The following is a 15,864-nucleotide window of genomic DNA, read 5'->3' as shown; positions in this document are numbered from 1 at the left end:
CGTGACGTCTCGGCAGAGGGCAAGGCGTCGGAGTCTGCTGCAGGAAAAAGCGGCGGGATGAACGGTTTGGAAAATCAGAATGGGCTTACGAAAGTCGCGTATTAGTCAGTCGCAAATCACAGTTGGGAGCTACTTCAAATAGCGATCATGCTGATTGAAGAGCAGTGCGCAATGGTTCTTTAAGTTGGAAGCTCGGTTGAATAACGAAAGCCTGCTTTTAAGGGCAGGCTTATCGCGAATCTCGGCTGACTTATTTCTGATGAGCCGTCAGCGCCGCATATCCATTCATCAGGTTGCGATAGTTGGGAATGCGCTGGGACAACAAATTCCCCAGGCCTTCGATATCGTTGCGCCAGTCGCGGTGCAGCTCACACGCCACCGAGAACCAGTTCATCAACTGCGCACCGGCTTGCGTCATCCGGCTCCACGCTGCTTGCTGCACCGTGGTGTTGAACGTGCCGGAGGCATCGGTCACTACAAACACCTCAAACCCTTCCGCCAGCGCCGACAAGGTCGGGAACGCTACGCACACATCCGTGACCACACCGGCAATGATGATCTGCTTACGGCCAGTGGCCTTGATCGCCTTGACGAAGTCTTCGTTGTCCCACGCATTGATCTGGCCAGGGCGTGCGATGTACGGCGCGTCCGGGAACATCTCTTTCAACTCTGGCACCAGCGGGCCGTTGGGGCCTTGCTCGAAGCTGGTGGTGAGGATGGTCGGGAGGTTGAAGAACTTGGCCAGGTCGGCCAGGGCCAACACGTTGTTCTTGAACTCGTTGGGCGAGAAGTCCTGCACCAGGGAGATCAGGCCGGTCTGGTGGTCGACCAGCAGAACGATGGCGTCGTCTTTGTTCAAGCGGCTGTAGGTTGGAGTGCTCATGGTTGAATCCTTTTTTGTTTAGGTTGGTTGGGCGTTGCGTTCAACATGGGCACAGATTAATGGGTGGGTGTTGGCGGATAAATCGGCTGAATTGGGTAATACCGTCAACTCAGATGAGACAATTGAGGATTTGTCAGTAGGACCGATCCTTTTCGTAGGCGGCAAAGTAAGTCAAAAAATCTCACGCGTGAGCTATTGAGTGTGGCAAAAAATGCCTGTAGATTTTCTCACGCGTGAGTTTTTCACAGCGAGGTCAGTACCATGGAAAGCAGCTCTCCATCGAGTCCGCCTAAAGGGCCCGATACCGATTCAGCAAGCCTTCAGGGAGAGCGCTTGAAGCCGTCCGCCAAAAAGCCATCGAGCTTTTACATGAAGCAGATGCGTGCAGGCCTGGCGGCCGCCGGCTATGTGAAACACGAGACTTGGGTGCTTCCCGAAAACCGAAGCCTGCTCAAGCAGATGGAGAAACAGCTTCGCCAGCCGATTCTGGCTGGCTCATTCATGTCGGAGAATTTCATGAGCGCAGGTACCAACTGGAATATCGATCGCCTCTTCACCGCTCTTCAGGCCCTGGACGACGTGGTGTCCAAGGACATTACGCTTTCTCTCGTTCAAGGCTCCGAGTCCAGCATCAAGCTGGAAATGAACGACTTCGGTGGCTTGCCGATTTACATCGCGGTGGTTGGCGAGCAGATCATCGTGGACACGGTCCTGGTTGATGTCGAGTCCATCAACGATGTCGCGAAATTCAATGACGCAGTGTTGCGCAGCCGGGAAATGTTCCCGCTGTCCTCCATCGGTATCGAGTCCATGCCTAACGGGCAAGTGGTCTACAACATGTTCGGCGCTCTGAGCTCCGACTCCAGCCTGACCAATATCGTGACCGAGGTGAAAACCCTGGTCGACAACGTGCAGCGCGCCAGCGAAGCCTTCGAACGTTTCTTCAATTAAGTATTCGGGAGTATCCAATGACTCAGTCCATCTGGAGCAAATTGTTCACCGCGCTGCGTGGCGGTGCCAACGAAGTCGGCGAATCGATCGTCGACCAACAAGCCCTGCGCATCCTCGATCAGGAAATCCGCGATGCCGACACCGCGCTGGCCAATGCCAAGCGTGAGCTGGTCAGCATCATGGCCAAGCACAAATTGGCGACTGATCGCGTCAGCGAGTACGACGCCAAGATCAAGGACCTGGAGTCCAAGGCAGTGGCTGCCCTGCAGGCCAATCGTGAAGACCTCGCCCTGGAAGTGGCCGAAGCCATTTCGAGCCTGACCAACGAGCGGGATGTCGAGCATAAGCAAGCTGCGGAGTTCGGTGGGTATGCAGAAAGCATGCGCAAGGACATCACCAAGGCCGAAAGCCGGATCAAAAGCCTGCGTCAGCAAGTGGATATGGCCAAGGCTCGCGACAGCGTACAGAAGGCGCAGGTCAGCGCCTCCATCGCCAGCGGCGGCGCCAACGGCAAGCTGGAAACCGCCGTCGGTACGTTGAATCGTTTGCAGGCCAAGCAACAGCAGCGTGCCGCTGAACTGCAAGCCCAGGATGAGTTGGTTGAGGCGTCCACGGGGACCGACCTGGAGCGCAAGCTGCGCGACGCAGGCATCACGCCGAACGAAGGCAGCGCCAATGCGATTCTGGAGCGTCTGAAGCAAAAGTCGACCGAGTAGGCGAAGGGCTAGCACGGTACCTGAGGCGAGGGAGCAGTGATCTTCCTTAACGAACGGGCATTTATTCTCAACCCTTCTTTATTTACGTCGAGGTCAGGATGGATGCCCTGAAGGGGTTCAAGACAATCGCAGGCGTGGCCCTTTTGATGGTCGCGCTGCAGTTGTTCAATGTGGTGACCGGATACAGCCTCATGGCGTTCGGCCTTGTCCCAAGAACGCTACATGGGCTGTTCGGCATCCTCGCCTCACCGTTTTTGCACGGCTCGTTTGCCCACCTGAGCGCCAACCTGATTGCCTTTTTGGTATTGGGCACCCTGGTGATTCTCGAAGGGCTCAGTCGGTTCGTAACCGTCAGTATGATCATCATTGTGCTGGGCGGCTCGCTGGTCTGGCTGTTCGGTTTTGCGGGTATCCACGTAGGGGCCAGCGGTTGGGTATTTGGGTTGTGGGCGTACCTGTTGTCTCGCGCCTGGTTTCACAGGAGCTGGAGCAACCTGATAACGGCCAGTGTCGTGGCGCTACTGTACGGCGGCCTGATCCTTGGATTTCTTCCTCGTCAGGGTGTTTCCTTTGAAGGGCATCTCTCTGGTGCATTTGCCGGATTTATTGCAGCCAGGGTACTTCTCTCCAAACCGCGCAGCAGGTTTAATGCCGCCTGACCGCACTTGAGCATCCAGACGTCGAGGCGATGGCGTCATCAGGAATCAAGTACCCAGGGAGCCAGGGACTAAATGTCGATTTTTCTTTTGTTGCGCATGTACGCCTCCTCTCTCTTTCACCGCTTCGGCTGGGCGGGTCTGGTGGTTGCCTTGGGTGTACACCTGAGCACGGCTTATCTGGGCCTGCTGTACCTGGGCGAACAGCACCTCACGGCGCCCGCCACCTTTGTTTACTTCTATCTCACCACCACGCTGACCGTCGGCTACGGCGATCTCGCACCGCAGACCTCGGCGGGGCGCGTGTTCGTGGCGACCTGGGTGATGCTCGGCGGCATTGCGCTGCTGACGGCAGCCATTGGCAAAACCACCAGCAGTGTTATCGATGCATGGAGAAAAGGCATGAAGGGAAAAGGCGATTTTACCGGAAAGGTCGGCCATACCGTGCTGATTGGCTGGGAGGGCGCGTCCAGTGAGCGCGTCATTGAGCTGTTGCTGCAAGACGAAACCTCGAACGACAACCTGATCGTCATTTGCGACTGCACCCTCGAAGAAAACCCGATGCCGGGCAAAGCCGCGTTCATCCGCGGTGAAAGCCTGTCCTCCACCGCGTTATTGCAGCGTGCCGGCGTGCCCGGTGCCGAGCGTGTGCTGGTACGAACCCCGTCTGACGATCTGACCCTGGCCACGGTGCTGGCGGTGAATCAACTCAGTCCTGTCGGGCATGTCGTCGCCCATTTCAATGAAAGTGAAATTGCCGCGCTGGCCAGCTCCTATGCGCCGAGCCTGGAATGCACATCCAGCATGGCCATCGAAATGTTGGTGCGTGCGTCTCAGGACCCAGGCTCCTCGGTGGTCATCAATGAGTTGCTGTGTGTAGGGCAGGGAGCCACCCAATACCTGATGAAGTTGCCCGACGCGTTTGAAGCCACCTTCGGCGATCTGTATAGCCAACTGAAAGAGCAGCACAACGCCACCCTCATCGGCTATCGCGCCAAAGACGCCCAGCAACCGTCGATCAACCCGCCCAACGCCACACGCATTGAAGGCGGTGAACTTTTCTACATCGCCTCCACCCGCCTCAAGGAAATCTCCAATGGGATGGTTTAAACAGTTGATGGGGCTTGAGGCCCCGCAAGCGACTACACAATCGAAAGGCGCCGCCGCCGAACCCCTGCCGACCACCGGGCCGCTAGGCCTGGCACCGGGCAAAGGCGTGATATTCGACACAACCCTGAAGTTGTTGCTCGACGGGAAAACCACGGTGGTTATCCCTGGCTCCCAGGAAATCTGGAGTAACGGCACCGTTGACCTTGGGCAGTCGACCTGGCTGTCGCGTTATTACATGAATGACGAAGATTACTGGCTGCAGGTGCACACCACGGGCGAGATCGCCGGGCAGGTCGAGTCCGTGATCCTGTTCAACTACCGGAGTTACGTCACGCTCAGCAGCGAAGCTGAATTGCGTCGGCTGGCGGGGTCCCAGAGCCTGATCGGGTTGCCGACCTACACCCACAACGGCGTCGAATACGCACGCGTGTGGGGCAGCGAGGATGGCCAGACGGAATTGGTGGCCATGAGCGAGCACGTAATAAACCCCGAGGACTCCTACAGCGTCGAGCACCGCTCGATGCTATACGCCCGTGACACCGGCCTGACCGATCGACGTGAGTTCCTGCTGTTTTCCGTCGAAGAAGACGCCGAAGGCACCGTCAGCCTGAGCACCTCGCTAGGCATTTCGCTGTACACAACCGACTTGAATGCGCTCTAAAAAAGGAAGAAGTCCATGTTAGAAGCTCTCTCCATCTCCCTGAACAAAGCCGCCGTGCTTGGTTTTGTCACCTACCTCCTGGGCGCGGCGGTGCTGTTCGCGCTGTTCCAGTTCATCTACACCCGCATCACGCCGCACAAGGAGTTTGAACTGATCCGGGCGGGCAACGTGTCTGCGGCGGTCGCCCTGGGCGGTGCCATCGTCGGTTTTGCCATTCCGGCCAGCAACGTGATTGCCTACTCGATCAGCATCCTCGACTTCGTCGTCTGGGCAGTGATCGCCGCTGTCGTCCAACTGTTGGCGTTCCTGCTGACCAGCCTGGTGCTCAAGGGCACCTCCGAGCGCATCAAGAGAGGTGAACTCGCAGCGGGTATCTACGTCGCCGCCGTGGCCATCAGCGTCGGCATGTTGAACGCCGCGTGCATGACGCCTACCCAGAACTGATTGCCCACGGAGCTCCCGATGAAACGAAGCAAGTACGTCCAGCTTTCGCTGGCAGCGTCGGTCGCGATGGCGATATCCGGCTGCGGGCCGACCGAAAAAACCTACGATTTGCAGAAGAAGTACAACTTCCAGTCGGTTCAGCAGTGCGCCGATGAAAAACTCCCGGTGGACGTCTGCTCGGACGCCTACATGACGGCCATGGCTGAGCATCGCCGCATTGCGCCGGTGTACGCCAGCCAGGCCGATTGCGATGCCGATTTTGTCGCCGGCTGGTGCCAACTGGACTCCAATGGCCAGTTCATTCCCAAGCTGGGCGGTTTCGAACTGACCGCCGAAGGCCAGGTGACCCAGTCCCAGGTCGACGCCGCCAATGCTCAAGCGGGCGGCTCCCAGGCGAAAAGCGGCGGCTCCGGCTTCTCCACCAGCAGCCTGCTGACCGGACTGCTGATCGGCAACATGCTGAGCAACAACCGCAACAGCTACCGCTCCGAGCCGGTGTACCGCTATCGCGATGATCGCGGCGAATACGGCAACTCGACGCTTAATCAGCGTGCGTCCAATGGCGCGACGTTTGGCCGCTCCAACCAGGTCCGCTACGGCAGCAGCAACTACACCAACGCGCTGCGCAACTCCAGCAAGTCCAGCTCCGTTGCGTCGGCCACCTCCCGTGGCGGCTTCGGCAGCAAGGCCAGTGCACGCAGCGGCTGGGGCGGCGGCGGGTCGAGCAGTTAAGGAAGGCGGGCCATGAAGAAGATCCATTGTGCAGAACGTCATGACTGGAAACAGACCGCCGACAGCCTCGGCTTCCTGTTCCACACCATTGACGACGAACCCTACTGGGACGAAAGCGCGTACTACCAGTTCACGCTCAAGCAAATCGAGCACGACCTCGAAGACCCGACCACCGAGATCCACGACATGTGCATGGACCTCGTCGCCCGCGTGGTCCAGAGCGAAGAACTGCTCGAACGCCTGAGCATTCCCGCGCCCTTCTTCGACATGATCAAAACCTCATGGCTCGAAGGCCACCCGCACCTGTACGGGCGCATGGACTTCTCCTACAACGGCACCGGACCTGCCAAGCTGCTGGAACTCAACTACGACACACCGACCAGCCTCTACGAGGCCGCCGCGTTCCAGTGGGGCTGGCTCGAGCAATGCATCGAACGCGGCCTGCTGCCCAAGCATGCCGACCAGTTCAACAGCATCGATACCAAACTGCACCAGGCTTTCGCCCAACTGCAGGTCAACCAGCCGTTCTACTTCGCCTCGATGAAAGGTTCGACCGAAGACAAAGGCACCACCGACTACCTGCGGCTCGTCGCGGAAAAAGTCGGCATCGAATCACGCCATATCGACATCGAAGACATCGGCCTGACCAGCGAAGGCCGCTTCGTCGACCTGGAGGATCGCTGGATTCCGCACCTGTTCAAGCTGCACGCCTGGGAGTTCATTTTCCACGAACCTTTCGGCGCCGCCATTGCCGAGAGTGACACGCAGTTTTTCGAGCCTGCGTGGAAATCCATCATTTCCAACAAAGGCATCCTGCCGCTGCTGTGGGAATTCAACAAAGGCCACCCGAATCTGCTCGCGGCCCACCTGGATACCGAACCGGGTAAAGCTGTGCCGAAGGGCTGGGTGCGCAAGCCGTTTTTCTCGCGGGAAGGGGCGAATATCGAACTGCAAACGGCTGACGGGCTGATCGTGAAAGAGGATGGGCCCTACACGGACGCGCCGTTTATTCTTCAGGAATTTGCGCCGCTGCCGAAGTTTGGGGACAGCTATACGCTGATTGGGTCTTGGGTGATTGGGGATCAGGCGGCGGGGATTGGGGTGCGGGAGGACAATAGTCTGATTACCAAGGATTCGAGCCGGTTTTTGCCGCATTTGATATTGGATTGAGGTTGGAGCTTAAAGGGCCAGCAGGGCTGATCCCTTTCATTTGGAGGACGTTTCCGAGAGAATCCCAACCGCATTGCGTCAGCGGGAATGCGTGACTAGGCTGCGATCCGTCACTGCAAATTCAGTGATCGGGTTTAGTCGCCCGGATTCGATTGGCGCATAGGCAATTCATGAGTCAGGCATCTTCGCCTGCATCTTATGGTGGCTGTGCGCAGGGCACCTCCGGGTGCGCCGGGTTTCCAATCGACCGGTCGACTAACCTGCGTACAGCTGCCACCTTTCGTTTAGTCGCGCTTAGTGGCAGCTCCAAATTATCGATTGGAGGTTTGCTATGGATAACGTTGTTTCGGATTCGCCCTCATCGCCTGAGACTAACCCCTTTATTGTCAATGAAGAGCTGAGCTTTGAAGATGCTTGGGTGCGCGTGGCTGAATTGCTGCAGTGTGCGGTAGCGACTTCGCAAGTGCTCGGTGAGCCAATGGCTGCGCCGCAGAGGGCGGTGATGCATTTGGTGGAGATGGCGAAGATGGTGGCGGACCGGGCGGTGGAGTGTATGCAGACTAGCTAACGTTTAGGATTTTCGAGCATTAAAAAGCCGGCTTGTGGCCGGCTTCTCGGGGACTGCCTCAGCTTGTTTTTGACAAACCTCAGCAGCCTTCAAATCGCTCAGCCCACATTGCGTCGGGCTGAATAGTAGGGGCATCCGCGGGAACTCCTCCGCTTCGCCGAGCAGGGTGAATAGCCGTAAAGCCACCCCTGCCAAATGTGCGGCGCATGATACCCACATTCACTTCAGTTGCCCACCTCCGGTTCCGATTTAGAGCCTTCCCAGCCCAAAAGATGCTCATCCAGCGGCACCGGCGGGCGGCGGTTGTTGAGGGTGGACCACCAGAATACCCAGCCGACGATTTTGAAGTTCTGCTCGAACCGTTCTTCATGGTTCAGGTATTCATCCGGGTGTTCGCCGGCGTTGTGGCTGCGCATGCGCAGGCCGCCGCCGGGGCGGTTGTAGAGGTATTTGATGCGCAGCATGCCGTCGTGTTCGACGGCGTAGATTTCGCCGTCGATGATCTGGGTGCGGCCTTTGTCGATGGCGAGGGTGGAGCCTTGTTGGATGATGTCGATCATGCTGTTGTCGACCATGTAGGCGCCTACCGCGCGGTCGGGGTTTACGTTGAGAATTTCGAGGGTGTGCAGGGCGACACGGATGCGTTGGGTTGAGGTGAAGGTGGGGTGGAGGGGAATCTCCACGTCGATTTTTTCCGGTGGGCAGGCGGGGCCTGTGAGGTATTTGCCGCTTCCTTCGCGGGTGGTGGGCAGTCCTTTGCGTGTTTCCGGGCCTTCGAGCAGGAAGTTGGCCGGAGGGTGTTTGGGGCCTTCACCGTTGCGCAGCCAACGGCTGGAGACGCAGAGCAGTTCTGCGATCTCGTTGAGTCGGCCCATGGGTACGCCGCGCTTGAACCAGTTGTTCACGTGTTGAGGCGTGACACCGCGGTTCTTGGCGAAGTCTGAAGCGGAAAGATGAACTTCCCGCAATAGCGCTTTTAAACGATCACCTGATGTATTCATAAACGCAGAGTTTACTGGCCGAAAAAACTAATCAAATAAACTATGCGTTGAATTGCACGTGTAGGTTTTTACTTAGTTGTAGTCGGATCTTTCGGTAGGAGCGCTTAGTTGAACGCTGCGTACTAACTGTTGAACTTGTTGTTTAATTTTTCCCACAAAAAAAGCCCCGAATGATCGGAGCTTTTTTGATTGCCGGGGCAATGATGAGTCAGTGTCAGCCTTTGTAGGCAGCGACCGACTTCATGATCTCGGCGCGGGCGGCGTCTGCGTTGCCCCAACCGTCGATCTTCACCCATTTGCCTTTTTCGAGGTCTTTGTAGTTCTCGAAGAAGTGCTTGATCTGTTCCAGCAGCAGTGGCGGCAGGTCAGTGTATTCCTTCACGTCCACGTACAGCTGGGACAGCTTGTCGTGGGGCACCGCGATAACTTTGGCATCGCCGCCGCCGTCGTCGGTCATGTTCAGGATGCCGACTGGGCGAGCGCGGATGACCGAACCTGGGGTAACCGGGTAAGGGGTTACGACCAGCACGTCGAGGGGATCACCGTCGTCAGCCAGGGTGTTCGGGATAAAACCGTAGTTGGCCGGGTAGAACATCGGGGTGGCCATGAAACGGTCAACGAACAGGCAGTCGCTGTCTTTGTCGATTTCGTATTTGATCGGCGCGTGGTTGGCCGGAATTTCGATGGCGACGTAGATGTCGTTCGGCAGGTCTTTGCCAGCCGGAATCTTGCTGTAGCTCATTGGGCGTTGCCCCCGTAGTTGGCCATATGACATGGCCGGATTGGCCTAAAAGTGGCGGCGATTATAGGCATATTCTGACGGCGATGCCATGCGCCAGACGTCGTACGGTCATTCGTCTTGCGGCTGATAACGCGGGTCGTGGGCTTGCAGGAGGGTCAGGCGGGCCAAGGGATCCTGGCGGTAAAAGCGGCTGAGTTGGGCGTAGACCTGTGGATAGGTGCTGACCAGTAAATCCGGGGCGCTGAAAAAATATTCACTGGTGACGGCAAAGAATTCCGCCGGATTTTCCGCGGCGTAGGGGTCGATCTCGGTCTCGGCATCCGGGTTGGCGTCCAGTTGGCGATTCAGGTCGTCGTAAGCGCCCTGCATCACGCTGGCCCACTCCTGCACGCGCATGTCGCTGTGCAGGGGCGGCAGGCCATTGGCGTCGCCGTTGAGCATGTCGAGTTTGTGCGCCAGTTCGTGGATTACCAGGTTGTAGCCTTCCCACTGGCCGCTGGCGAGCACGCCGGGCCAGGCGAGGATCACCGGGCCTTGTTGCCAGGCTTCGCCGCTGTGTTCGCCGTCCCACTCGTGTTCGATGCCGCTGCTGTCACGATGGCGCTGGGGGCTGAGGAAATCGTCGGGGTACAGCACGATTTCGTGGAAGCCTTGGTACCAGTCGAGGTCGCCGAGGTTCATCAACGGCAATTGCGCCTGGGCGGCCAGCAGCAGGCGTTGTTCCTGGTGCAGTTCGACGCCGGGCAGGGCGGTCAGGTGTTTTTCGGCGAGGAACACCACGCAGGCTTCGCGCAGCCACTGGTCCTGCTCGGCGCTGATGCCGTCGAGGAAGGTCAGGTGGTGGCGCACCCGCTGCCAGGTGTCATCGGCAATCGGGTGCTTGGCCAGCAGGCGCCGGCGACGCCAGGCGCTGAGGGACCACATCGCAGGTCAGTGCGGCTTGGCTTCGGAGGAGGTGCGGCCAAAACGGCTGCGGAACACCCCGATGATCATCGGCACCAGGGACAGCAGGATGATGAACACCACCAGCAGCGACAGGTTTTTCTTGATAAATGGCACGTTGCCGAAGAAGTAGCCCAGGGTCACCAGGCCGCCGACCCAGAGGATGGTGCCCAGTACGCTGAAACCGAAAAAGCGCGGGTAGGGCATTCTCGCGATGCCGGCGACGAACGGCGCAAAGGTGCGCAGGATCGGCAGGAAGCGCGCCAGGGTCACGGTTTTGCCGCCGTGTCTGTCGTAGAAGTCGTGGGTTTTTTGCAGGTAATCGCGGCGGAAGATCTTCGAGTTCGGGTTGCTGAACAAGCGTTCTCCGGCAGTTCGCCCGATCACGTAGTTGGTGCTGTCGCCGAGGATCGCCGCCAGCATCAACAGGCCGCCCAGTAAGACCGGGTCCATGCCGCCACCAGCAGCGACGGCGCCGGCGATAAACAGCAGGGAATCACCCGGCAGGAACGGCATGACCACCAGGCCGGTTTCGCAAAAGATCACCAGAAACAGAATGGCGTAGATCCACGGACCGTAATTGGTTACCAGCAGGTCGAGGTAGACGTCGAGATGCAGGATAAGGTCGAGCGGGTTGAAATCCATGGATGGCACCTGTGTGAATAGCCCGGCTCAGCAGGCTTGTGCGGAAGCTCGGGTTAATAAGGCTACAAGTGTATGCCGCATTTCTTACAACCCTGAAGGGTCCGCATTATACGGATTGAGAGGTGAAAAGCCTGTTGGTTTTGTAGCGGGGGATGTCGCAAAGCCAAATGTGGCAGGGGGCTTGCCCACGATGAGGGCGTGTCAGTTATAAATTGTCTGACTGGTACGCCGCTATCGGGGGCAAGCCCCCTCCCACAATGGGTTTGCAGTGTTTGGGGGCTCAGTCTTCGCTGATCGGCAACGTGTAGTTCTTGAACTCCGTGTCCTCGCGAAACCCGATCGACTCGTAGGTCTTCTGTGCCACTTCATTGTCACTGCTGGTCGACACCCGCAGCCGCACCGCATGCGTCTCCTTGGCCATCTTCTTCGCCGTGCGCATCAGGTTGTCCGCTACCAGTTGGCGGCGTGCGTCCTCGGCCACATAGATGTCATTGAGTATCCACACCCGCTTGAGCGACAGCGACGAAAAGCTTGGATACAACTGGCAGAACCCAAGCAATTTTTTGTCATCATCATCGGCCAGCGCCAGGTAGATCACCGATTCCTTGCGGCGCAGGCGCTTTTCCAGGAAGGCCCGCGACGAATCCGGAAAGGGCAGCGCCCCGTAAAACTCGCGGTATTTGACGAACAGCGGGGTCAACAGGTCCAGGTGTTCGAGGGTCGCTTGAGTAATCCGCATGCCAGGCCTCAACTTCCAAATGGGGTATGACCACACGCGCGGCCGTGACTTGATGCTGCCTAAAGACGCCAAAAAGCGCAATCGTGCCGGGATCAGTCTTCGGGTGGGCTGAGCAGGAAATTGCCTTTCATCAGGTCCGGGTCGTCGGATTCGATGGTCTGCACCTGCGCCTCATCCTTGAGGTTGACCCCCGACAGCTGCCGGCGACAGGCCTCTCGCATCAAGTACAGCAGGCGATGGGCCGCCATGCCATAACTCAAGCCTTCCAAGCGCACATTGGAGATGCAATTGCGATACGCATCCGTGAGGCCGACCTTGGGGTTGTAAGTGAAGTACAGCCCCAAACTGTCCGGCGAACTGAGCCCTGGCCGTTCGCCGATCAGGATGACGACCATCTTGGCGCCGAGCAATTGGCCAATCTCATCCGCCACGGCAACGCGGCCCTGTTCCACCAGAATGACGGGCGACAAGGACCACCCTTCGGCGTGGGTCTGTTCCTCCATGCGTGTCAGAAACGGCAGCGTGTGTTTATGCACCGCCAACGCCGAAAGACCATCCGCCACCACCACCGCCAGGTCCACGCCGCCAGGGTTGGCCGCCGCATGGTCGCGCAGGGCCTGGGCTGACTCATCGCTTAACCGTCGCCCCAGGTCCGGGCGTTGCAGGTAACTGTGCCGGTCACTGGCAGCACTGTGCAGTAACAGGCTGTCGCGTCCGCGTTCGGCCAGTTGGCTGCTGATGCCTGCATGATCGAAGGGCAGGTGCACCGCGTCCCGCGCCTGGGCGTGGGCGAACTGAAAATCGAGCTGGGCGTTAGTGGGAATGCTGGTGCCAGTACGGCCGAGAGCGATGCGCGCCGGGGTCAGGCGGCGCAGTTCCAGCCACGGGTTGTCAGGCAATTCTGATTGCACGGTCGGCTCCTTCATCCCAATTGCGCCAAGGCTTGGCGAAACGCCGGTGGCAGGCTGTTGCCGAAGCGTACCTTGCCGTCGGCCTGCGTGAAGATGCCCATTTTCGCCAGCCATTGTTCAAACTCCGGCGCCGGTTTTAAACCCAGTGTCTGGCGGGCGTACAGCGCGTCGTGGAACGAGGTGGTCTGGTAGTTGAGCATGATGTCGTCGGAGCCGGGGATGCCCATGATGAAGTTGATCCCGGCCACGCCGAGCAGGGTCAGCAGGGTGTCCATGTCGTCCTGGTCGGCTTCGGCGTGGTTGGTGTAGCAGATGTCGCAACCCATCGGCACGCCCAGCAATTTGCCGCAGAAGTGATCTTCGAGGCCGGCGCGGATGATCTGCTTGCCGTTGTACAGGTACTCGGGGCCGATAAACCCGACCACGGTGTTGACCAGAAATGGTTTGAAATGCCGTGCCACGGCATAGGCCCGGGTTTCGCAGGTTTGCTGGTCGACGCCAAAGTGCGCGTTGGCCGACAAGGCGCTGCCCTGGCCGGTTTCGAAATACATCAGGTTCTGGCCCAAGGTGCCACGGTTCAGGCTCAAGCCCGCGTCGTAACCTTCCTGCAGCACGTTCAGGTTGATGCCGAAACTGGCATTGGCCGCCTCTGTCCCCGCAATGGACTGAAATACCAAATCCAGCGGCACGCCCCGGTTGATCGCTTCGATAGAGGTGGTGACGTGGGTCAGCACGCAGGCCTGGGTGGGGATTTCGTAGCGCTGGATGATCGCGTCGAGCATCTCCAGCATGGCGCAGATCGAGGCGATGCTGTCGGTGGCCGGGTTGATGCCGATCATGGCGTCGCCGTTGCCATACAGCAGGCCGTCGAGAATGCTGGCGGCGATGCCGGCCGGTTCATCCGTCGGGTGGTTGGGTTGCAGGCGGGTCGACAGGCGCCCGCGCAGGCCCATGGTGCCGCGAAACTGGGTGACTACGCGGATCTTTTGCGCCACCAGTACCAAGTCCTGCACGCGCATGATCTTGGAGACGGCCGCGGCCATTTCCGGTGTCAGCCCCGGCGCCAATGCGCGTAGGGAATGTTCGTCGGCCGCATCACTGAGCAGCCAATCGCGCAGCCCGCCGACGGTCAGGTGGCTGACCGCTGCAAACGCCGGTTTATCGTGGGTGTCGATGATCAGCCGGGTGACTTCATCGCTTTCATAGGGGATCAGCGCTTCTTCCAGGAAGTGCTTGAGCGGGATGTTCGCCAGCGCCATTTGCGCCGCGACGCGCTCGCCGTCGTTCTGCGCGGCGACGCCAGCGAGGAAGTCCCCGGAGCGTGCCGGGCTGGCCTTGGCCATCACGTCCTTGAGGCTGTCGAAGCGGTAGGTCTGTGCACCGACCGCGTGGGAAAAGCTTGCCATACAGTGTCTCCTTGACGACGCGAGCAGTTGCTCGCGTCGAGGTTTACGGCAGTTAGTGCAAGGCGGCCTCTGCGGCCTGGATCGCCGCGAATTCTTCTTCGGGCGTGCCTGCTACCAAGTGATGCCGGCTGTAGAAAGCAAAGTAAGCAATTAATACTCCATAGATGATCGCGGCGCCAATCACCACCCGCGGATCCACCAAAAAGCCCGCCACTACGGCCACGCAAGCCAATACCAGCGCGACACCGGAGGTAAAGATGCCTCCCGGTGTGCGGTAAGGACGTTCCATTTTGGGGCGACGAATGCGCAGGGTGATGTGCGCGGCCATCATCAGCACGTAGGAAATCGTCGCGCCAAACACGGCCACCAGGATCAGCAAATCACCCTGGCCGGTCAGCGACAGGCCAAAACCGATGATGCCGGGGATCACCAAGGCCAGTACCGGCGCCTTGCTTTTGTTGGTCTGGGACAGTTTGCGCGGCAGGTAACCGGCGCGGGACAAGGCGAAGATCTGCCGTGAATAGGCATAGATAATCGAGAAAAAGCTCGCGATCAGGCCCGCCAGGCCCACCAGGTTGACGAAGCTGCCCATCCAGGTCGAACCGCCGTAGGACAACGCCAGCGCTTCAACCAGCGGGTTACCGGATTTGATCAGCGCATAAGTGCCCGCGCCGCCCGGTGCAATCACCAGGATCAACAGGGCAAAACTGGTCAGCACCACAATGGCGCCAATCAGGCCGCGAGGCAGGTCGCGCTTGGGGTTCTTGGTTTCTTCGGCGGCCAGTGGCACACCTTCAACCGCCAGGAAAAACCAGATCGCATAGGGGATCGCGGCCCACACACCGACGTAGCCGAAGGGCAGGAAGGTGCTGGCGCCCTTGGCCTCGGACACGGGAATGTCCAGCAGGTTGGCGACGTTGAAGTGCGGCACCATGGCTACCAGGAAGACGCCCAGGGCAATCGCGGCGACGGCGGTGATCACGAACATCAGCTTTAAAGCCTCGCCAACCCCGAAAATATGGATGCCGATAAAGATGATGTAGAACGCCAGGTAGATCATCCAGCCGCCAATGCCGAACAGTGACTCGCAATAGGCGCCGATAAACACGGCGATGGCGGCGGGGGCAATGGCGTATTCGATCAGGATCGCGGTGCCTGTCAGGAACCCGCCCCAGGGGCCAAATGCACTGCGGGCGAAGCCGTAGCCACCGCCAGCGGTAGGAATCATGGAAGACAGTTCGGCCAGGGAAAAACACATGCACAGGTACATGGTGGCCATCAGCAATGTAGCGAGGAACATTCCGCCCCAACCACCCTGGGCCAGGCCGAAGTTCCAGCCGGCGTAGTCGCCGGAGATCACGTAGGCAACGCCAAGGCCAACTAACAGCACCCAGCCGGCGGCGCCTTTTTTCAGTTCGCGTTGTTGGAAGTAATCGGTGCCGACTTTTTCGAAGTCGACGGAAGAGCCAGTGGGTTCGTTAGGCATGGGAAAGTACCTTTCATTGTTATTGTTTTTAACTCGGCTTATTTATGCCGAATGCACATCGCAAGTACTTATGAAGATCTAAAACTCTGGGAGGGGCAAAG

The 15,864-nt window shown here is 58.8% G+C and carries 18 protein-coding genes; 9 read left to right on the top strand and 9 right to left on the bottom strand.

Features of this window, described 5'->3' with window-relative positions; translation table 11 throughout:
- Window positions 1-250 precede the first annotated feature (250 nt).
- Complete coding sequence (ycaC, locus tag AB3G88_RS25030) at window positions 251-883, bottom strand: isochorismate family cysteine hydrolase YcaC (protein ID WP_099584642.1); 633 nt, start codon at window positions 881-883, stop codon at window positions 251-253.
- Between the two features lie 369 nt (window positions 884-1,252).
- On the opposite strand from ycaC, the gene AB3G88_RS25025 reads away from it, so the two are divergent.
- The 9 genes from AB3G88_RS25025 (at window position 1,253) to AB3G88_RS24985 (ending at window position 7,891) form a co-directional block, all read left to right on the top strand.
- Entirely contained in the window at window positions 1,253-1,834 is a 582-nt protein-coding gene (locus AB3G88_RS25025; protein ID WP_027605205.1) for a YjfI family protein, read from the top strand.
- Window positions 1,835-1,851: 17 nt separating this feature from the next.
- Window positions 1,852-2,550, top strand: coding sequence for a PspA/IM30 family protein (locus tag AB3G88_RS25020; RefSeq protein WP_099584643.1), 699 nt, complete (start codon window positions 1,852-1,854; stop codon window positions 2,548-2,550).
- 98 nt (window positions 2,551-2,648) lie between these two features.
- The gene (locus AB3G88_RS25015; protein ID WP_480452116.1) at window positions 2,649-3,209 is read left to right on the top strand and encodes a rhomboid family intramembrane serine protease; all 561 of its coding nucleotides are present in this window, start codon (window positions 2,649-2,651) and stop codon (window positions 3,207-3,209) included.
- A 72-nt stretch (window positions 3,210-3,281) separates the two neighbouring features.
- Window positions 3,282-4,316 carry an ion channel gene (locus AB3G88_RS25010; protein ID WP_112196859.1) on the top strand — a complete coding sequence of 345 codons (1,035 nt, stop codon included), beginning with the start codon at window positions 3,282-3,284 and terminating at the stop codon, window positions 4,314-4,316.
- The gene (locus tag AB3G88_RS25005) at window positions 4,303-4,977 is read left to right on the top strand and encodes a DUF2491 family protein (RefSeq protein ID WP_099584646.1); all 675 of its coding nucleotides are present in this window, start codon (window positions 4,303-4,305) and stop codon (window positions 4,975-4,977) included. The genes AB3G88_RS25010 and AB3G88_RS25005 overlap by 14 nt, the downstream gene beginning before the upstream one ends.
- A 15-nt stretch (window positions 4,978-4,992) precedes the next feature.
- A complete protein-coding gene (locus AB3G88_RS25000; protein WP_099584647.1) occupies window positions 4,993-5,421 on the top strand; it encodes a DUF350 domain-containing protein in 429 nt (142 codons plus the stop codon).
- A gap of 18 nt (window positions 5,422-5,439) precedes the next feature.
- Window positions 5,440-6,153 (top strand): DUF1190 domain-containing protein, encoded by a 714-nt coding sequence (locus tag AB3G88_RS24995; protein WP_480452113.1) that lies wholly within the window; start codon window positions 5,440-5,442, stop codon window positions 6,151-6,153.
- 12 nt (window positions 6,154-6,165) lie between these two features.
- Window positions 6,166-7,323 (top strand): glutathionylspermidine synthase family protein, encoded by a 1,158-nt coding sequence (locus tag AB3G88_RS24990; RefSeq protein ID WP_480452111.1) that lies wholly within the window; start codon window positions 6,166-6,168, stop codon window positions 7,321-7,323.
- A 331-nt stretch (window positions 7,324-7,654) separates the two neighbouring features.
- Window positions 7,655-7,891: a hypothetical protein gene (locus AB3G88_RS24985; protein WP_480452109.1), complete on the top strand. Its 237-nt coding sequence runs from the start codon at window positions 7,655-7,657 to the stop codon at window positions 7,889-7,891.
- Between the two features lie 224 nt (window positions 7,892-8,115).
- Here AB3G88_RS24985 and AB3G88_RS24980 read toward each other — a convergent pair whose 3' ends face one another.
- The 8 genes from AB3G88_RS24980 to eat all read right to left on the bottom strand — a co-directional run bounded on the left by AB3G88_RS24980 (window position 8,116) and on the right by eat (window position 15,763).
- Window positions 8,116-8,892 carry a LexA family transcriptional regulator gene (locus AB3G88_RS24980; protein ID WP_112196856.1) on the bottom strand — a complete coding sequence of 259 codons (777 nt, stop codon included), beginning with the start codon at window positions 8,890-8,892 and terminating at the stop codon, window positions 8,116-8,118.
- A gap of 214 nt (window positions 8,893-9,106) precedes the next feature.
- A complete protein-coding gene (ppa, locus tag AB3G88_RS24975) occupies window positions 9,107-9,634 on the bottom strand; it encodes an inorganic diphosphatase (RefSeq protein ID WP_003176323.1) in 528 nt (175 codons plus the stop codon).
- 108 nt (window positions 9,635-9,742) lie between these two features.
- Entirely contained in the window at window positions 9,743-10,558 is an 816-nt protein-coding gene (locus tag AB3G88_RS24970) for a M90 family metallopeptidase (RefSeq protein WP_480452107.1), read from the bottom strand.
- A 6-nt stretch (window positions 10,559-10,564) separates the two neighbouring features.
- The gene (locus AB3G88_RS24965) at window positions 10,565-11,221 is read right to left on the bottom strand and encodes a DedA family protein (RefSeq protein WP_122308050.1); all 657 of its coding nucleotides are present in this window, start codon (window positions 11,219-11,221) and stop codon (window positions 10,565-10,567) included.
- Between the two features lie 280 nt (window positions 11,222-11,501).
- A complete protein-coding gene (locus tag AB3G88_RS24960) occupies window positions 11,502-11,960 on the bottom strand; it encodes a GNAT family N-acetyltransferase (protein ID WP_017528964.1) in 459 nt (152 codons plus the stop codon).
- Window positions 11,961-12,052: 92 nt separating this feature from the next.
- Entirely contained in the window at window positions 12,053-12,886 is an 834-nt protein-coding gene (gene eutC / locus AB3G88_RS24955) for an ethanolamine ammonia-lyase subunit EutC (RefSeq protein WP_400527735.1), read from the bottom strand.
- Entirely contained in the window at window positions 12,883-14,277 is a 1,395-nt protein-coding gene (locus AB3G88_RS24950) for an ethanolamine ammonia-lyase subunit EutB (RefSeq protein ID WP_099584655.1), read from the bottom strand. Before AB3G88_RS24950 ends, eutC begins: the two co-directional genes overlap by 4 nt.
- A gap of 52 nt (window positions 14,278-14,329) precedes the next feature.
- Window positions 14,330-15,763: an ethanolamine permease gene (gene eat / locus AB3G88_RS24945; RefSeq protein ID WP_099584656.1), complete on the bottom strand. Its 1,434-nt coding sequence runs from the start codon at window positions 15,761-15,763 to the stop codon at window positions 14,330-14,332.
- Between the last annotated feature and the right edge of the window lie 101 nt (window positions 15,764-15,864).

It is taken from the genome of Pseudomonas arvensis (assembly GCF_056688935.1).
The sequence above is the reverse complement of the archived record's forward strand: the minus strand, read 5'-3'. Positions and strand labels throughout refer to the sequence as shown.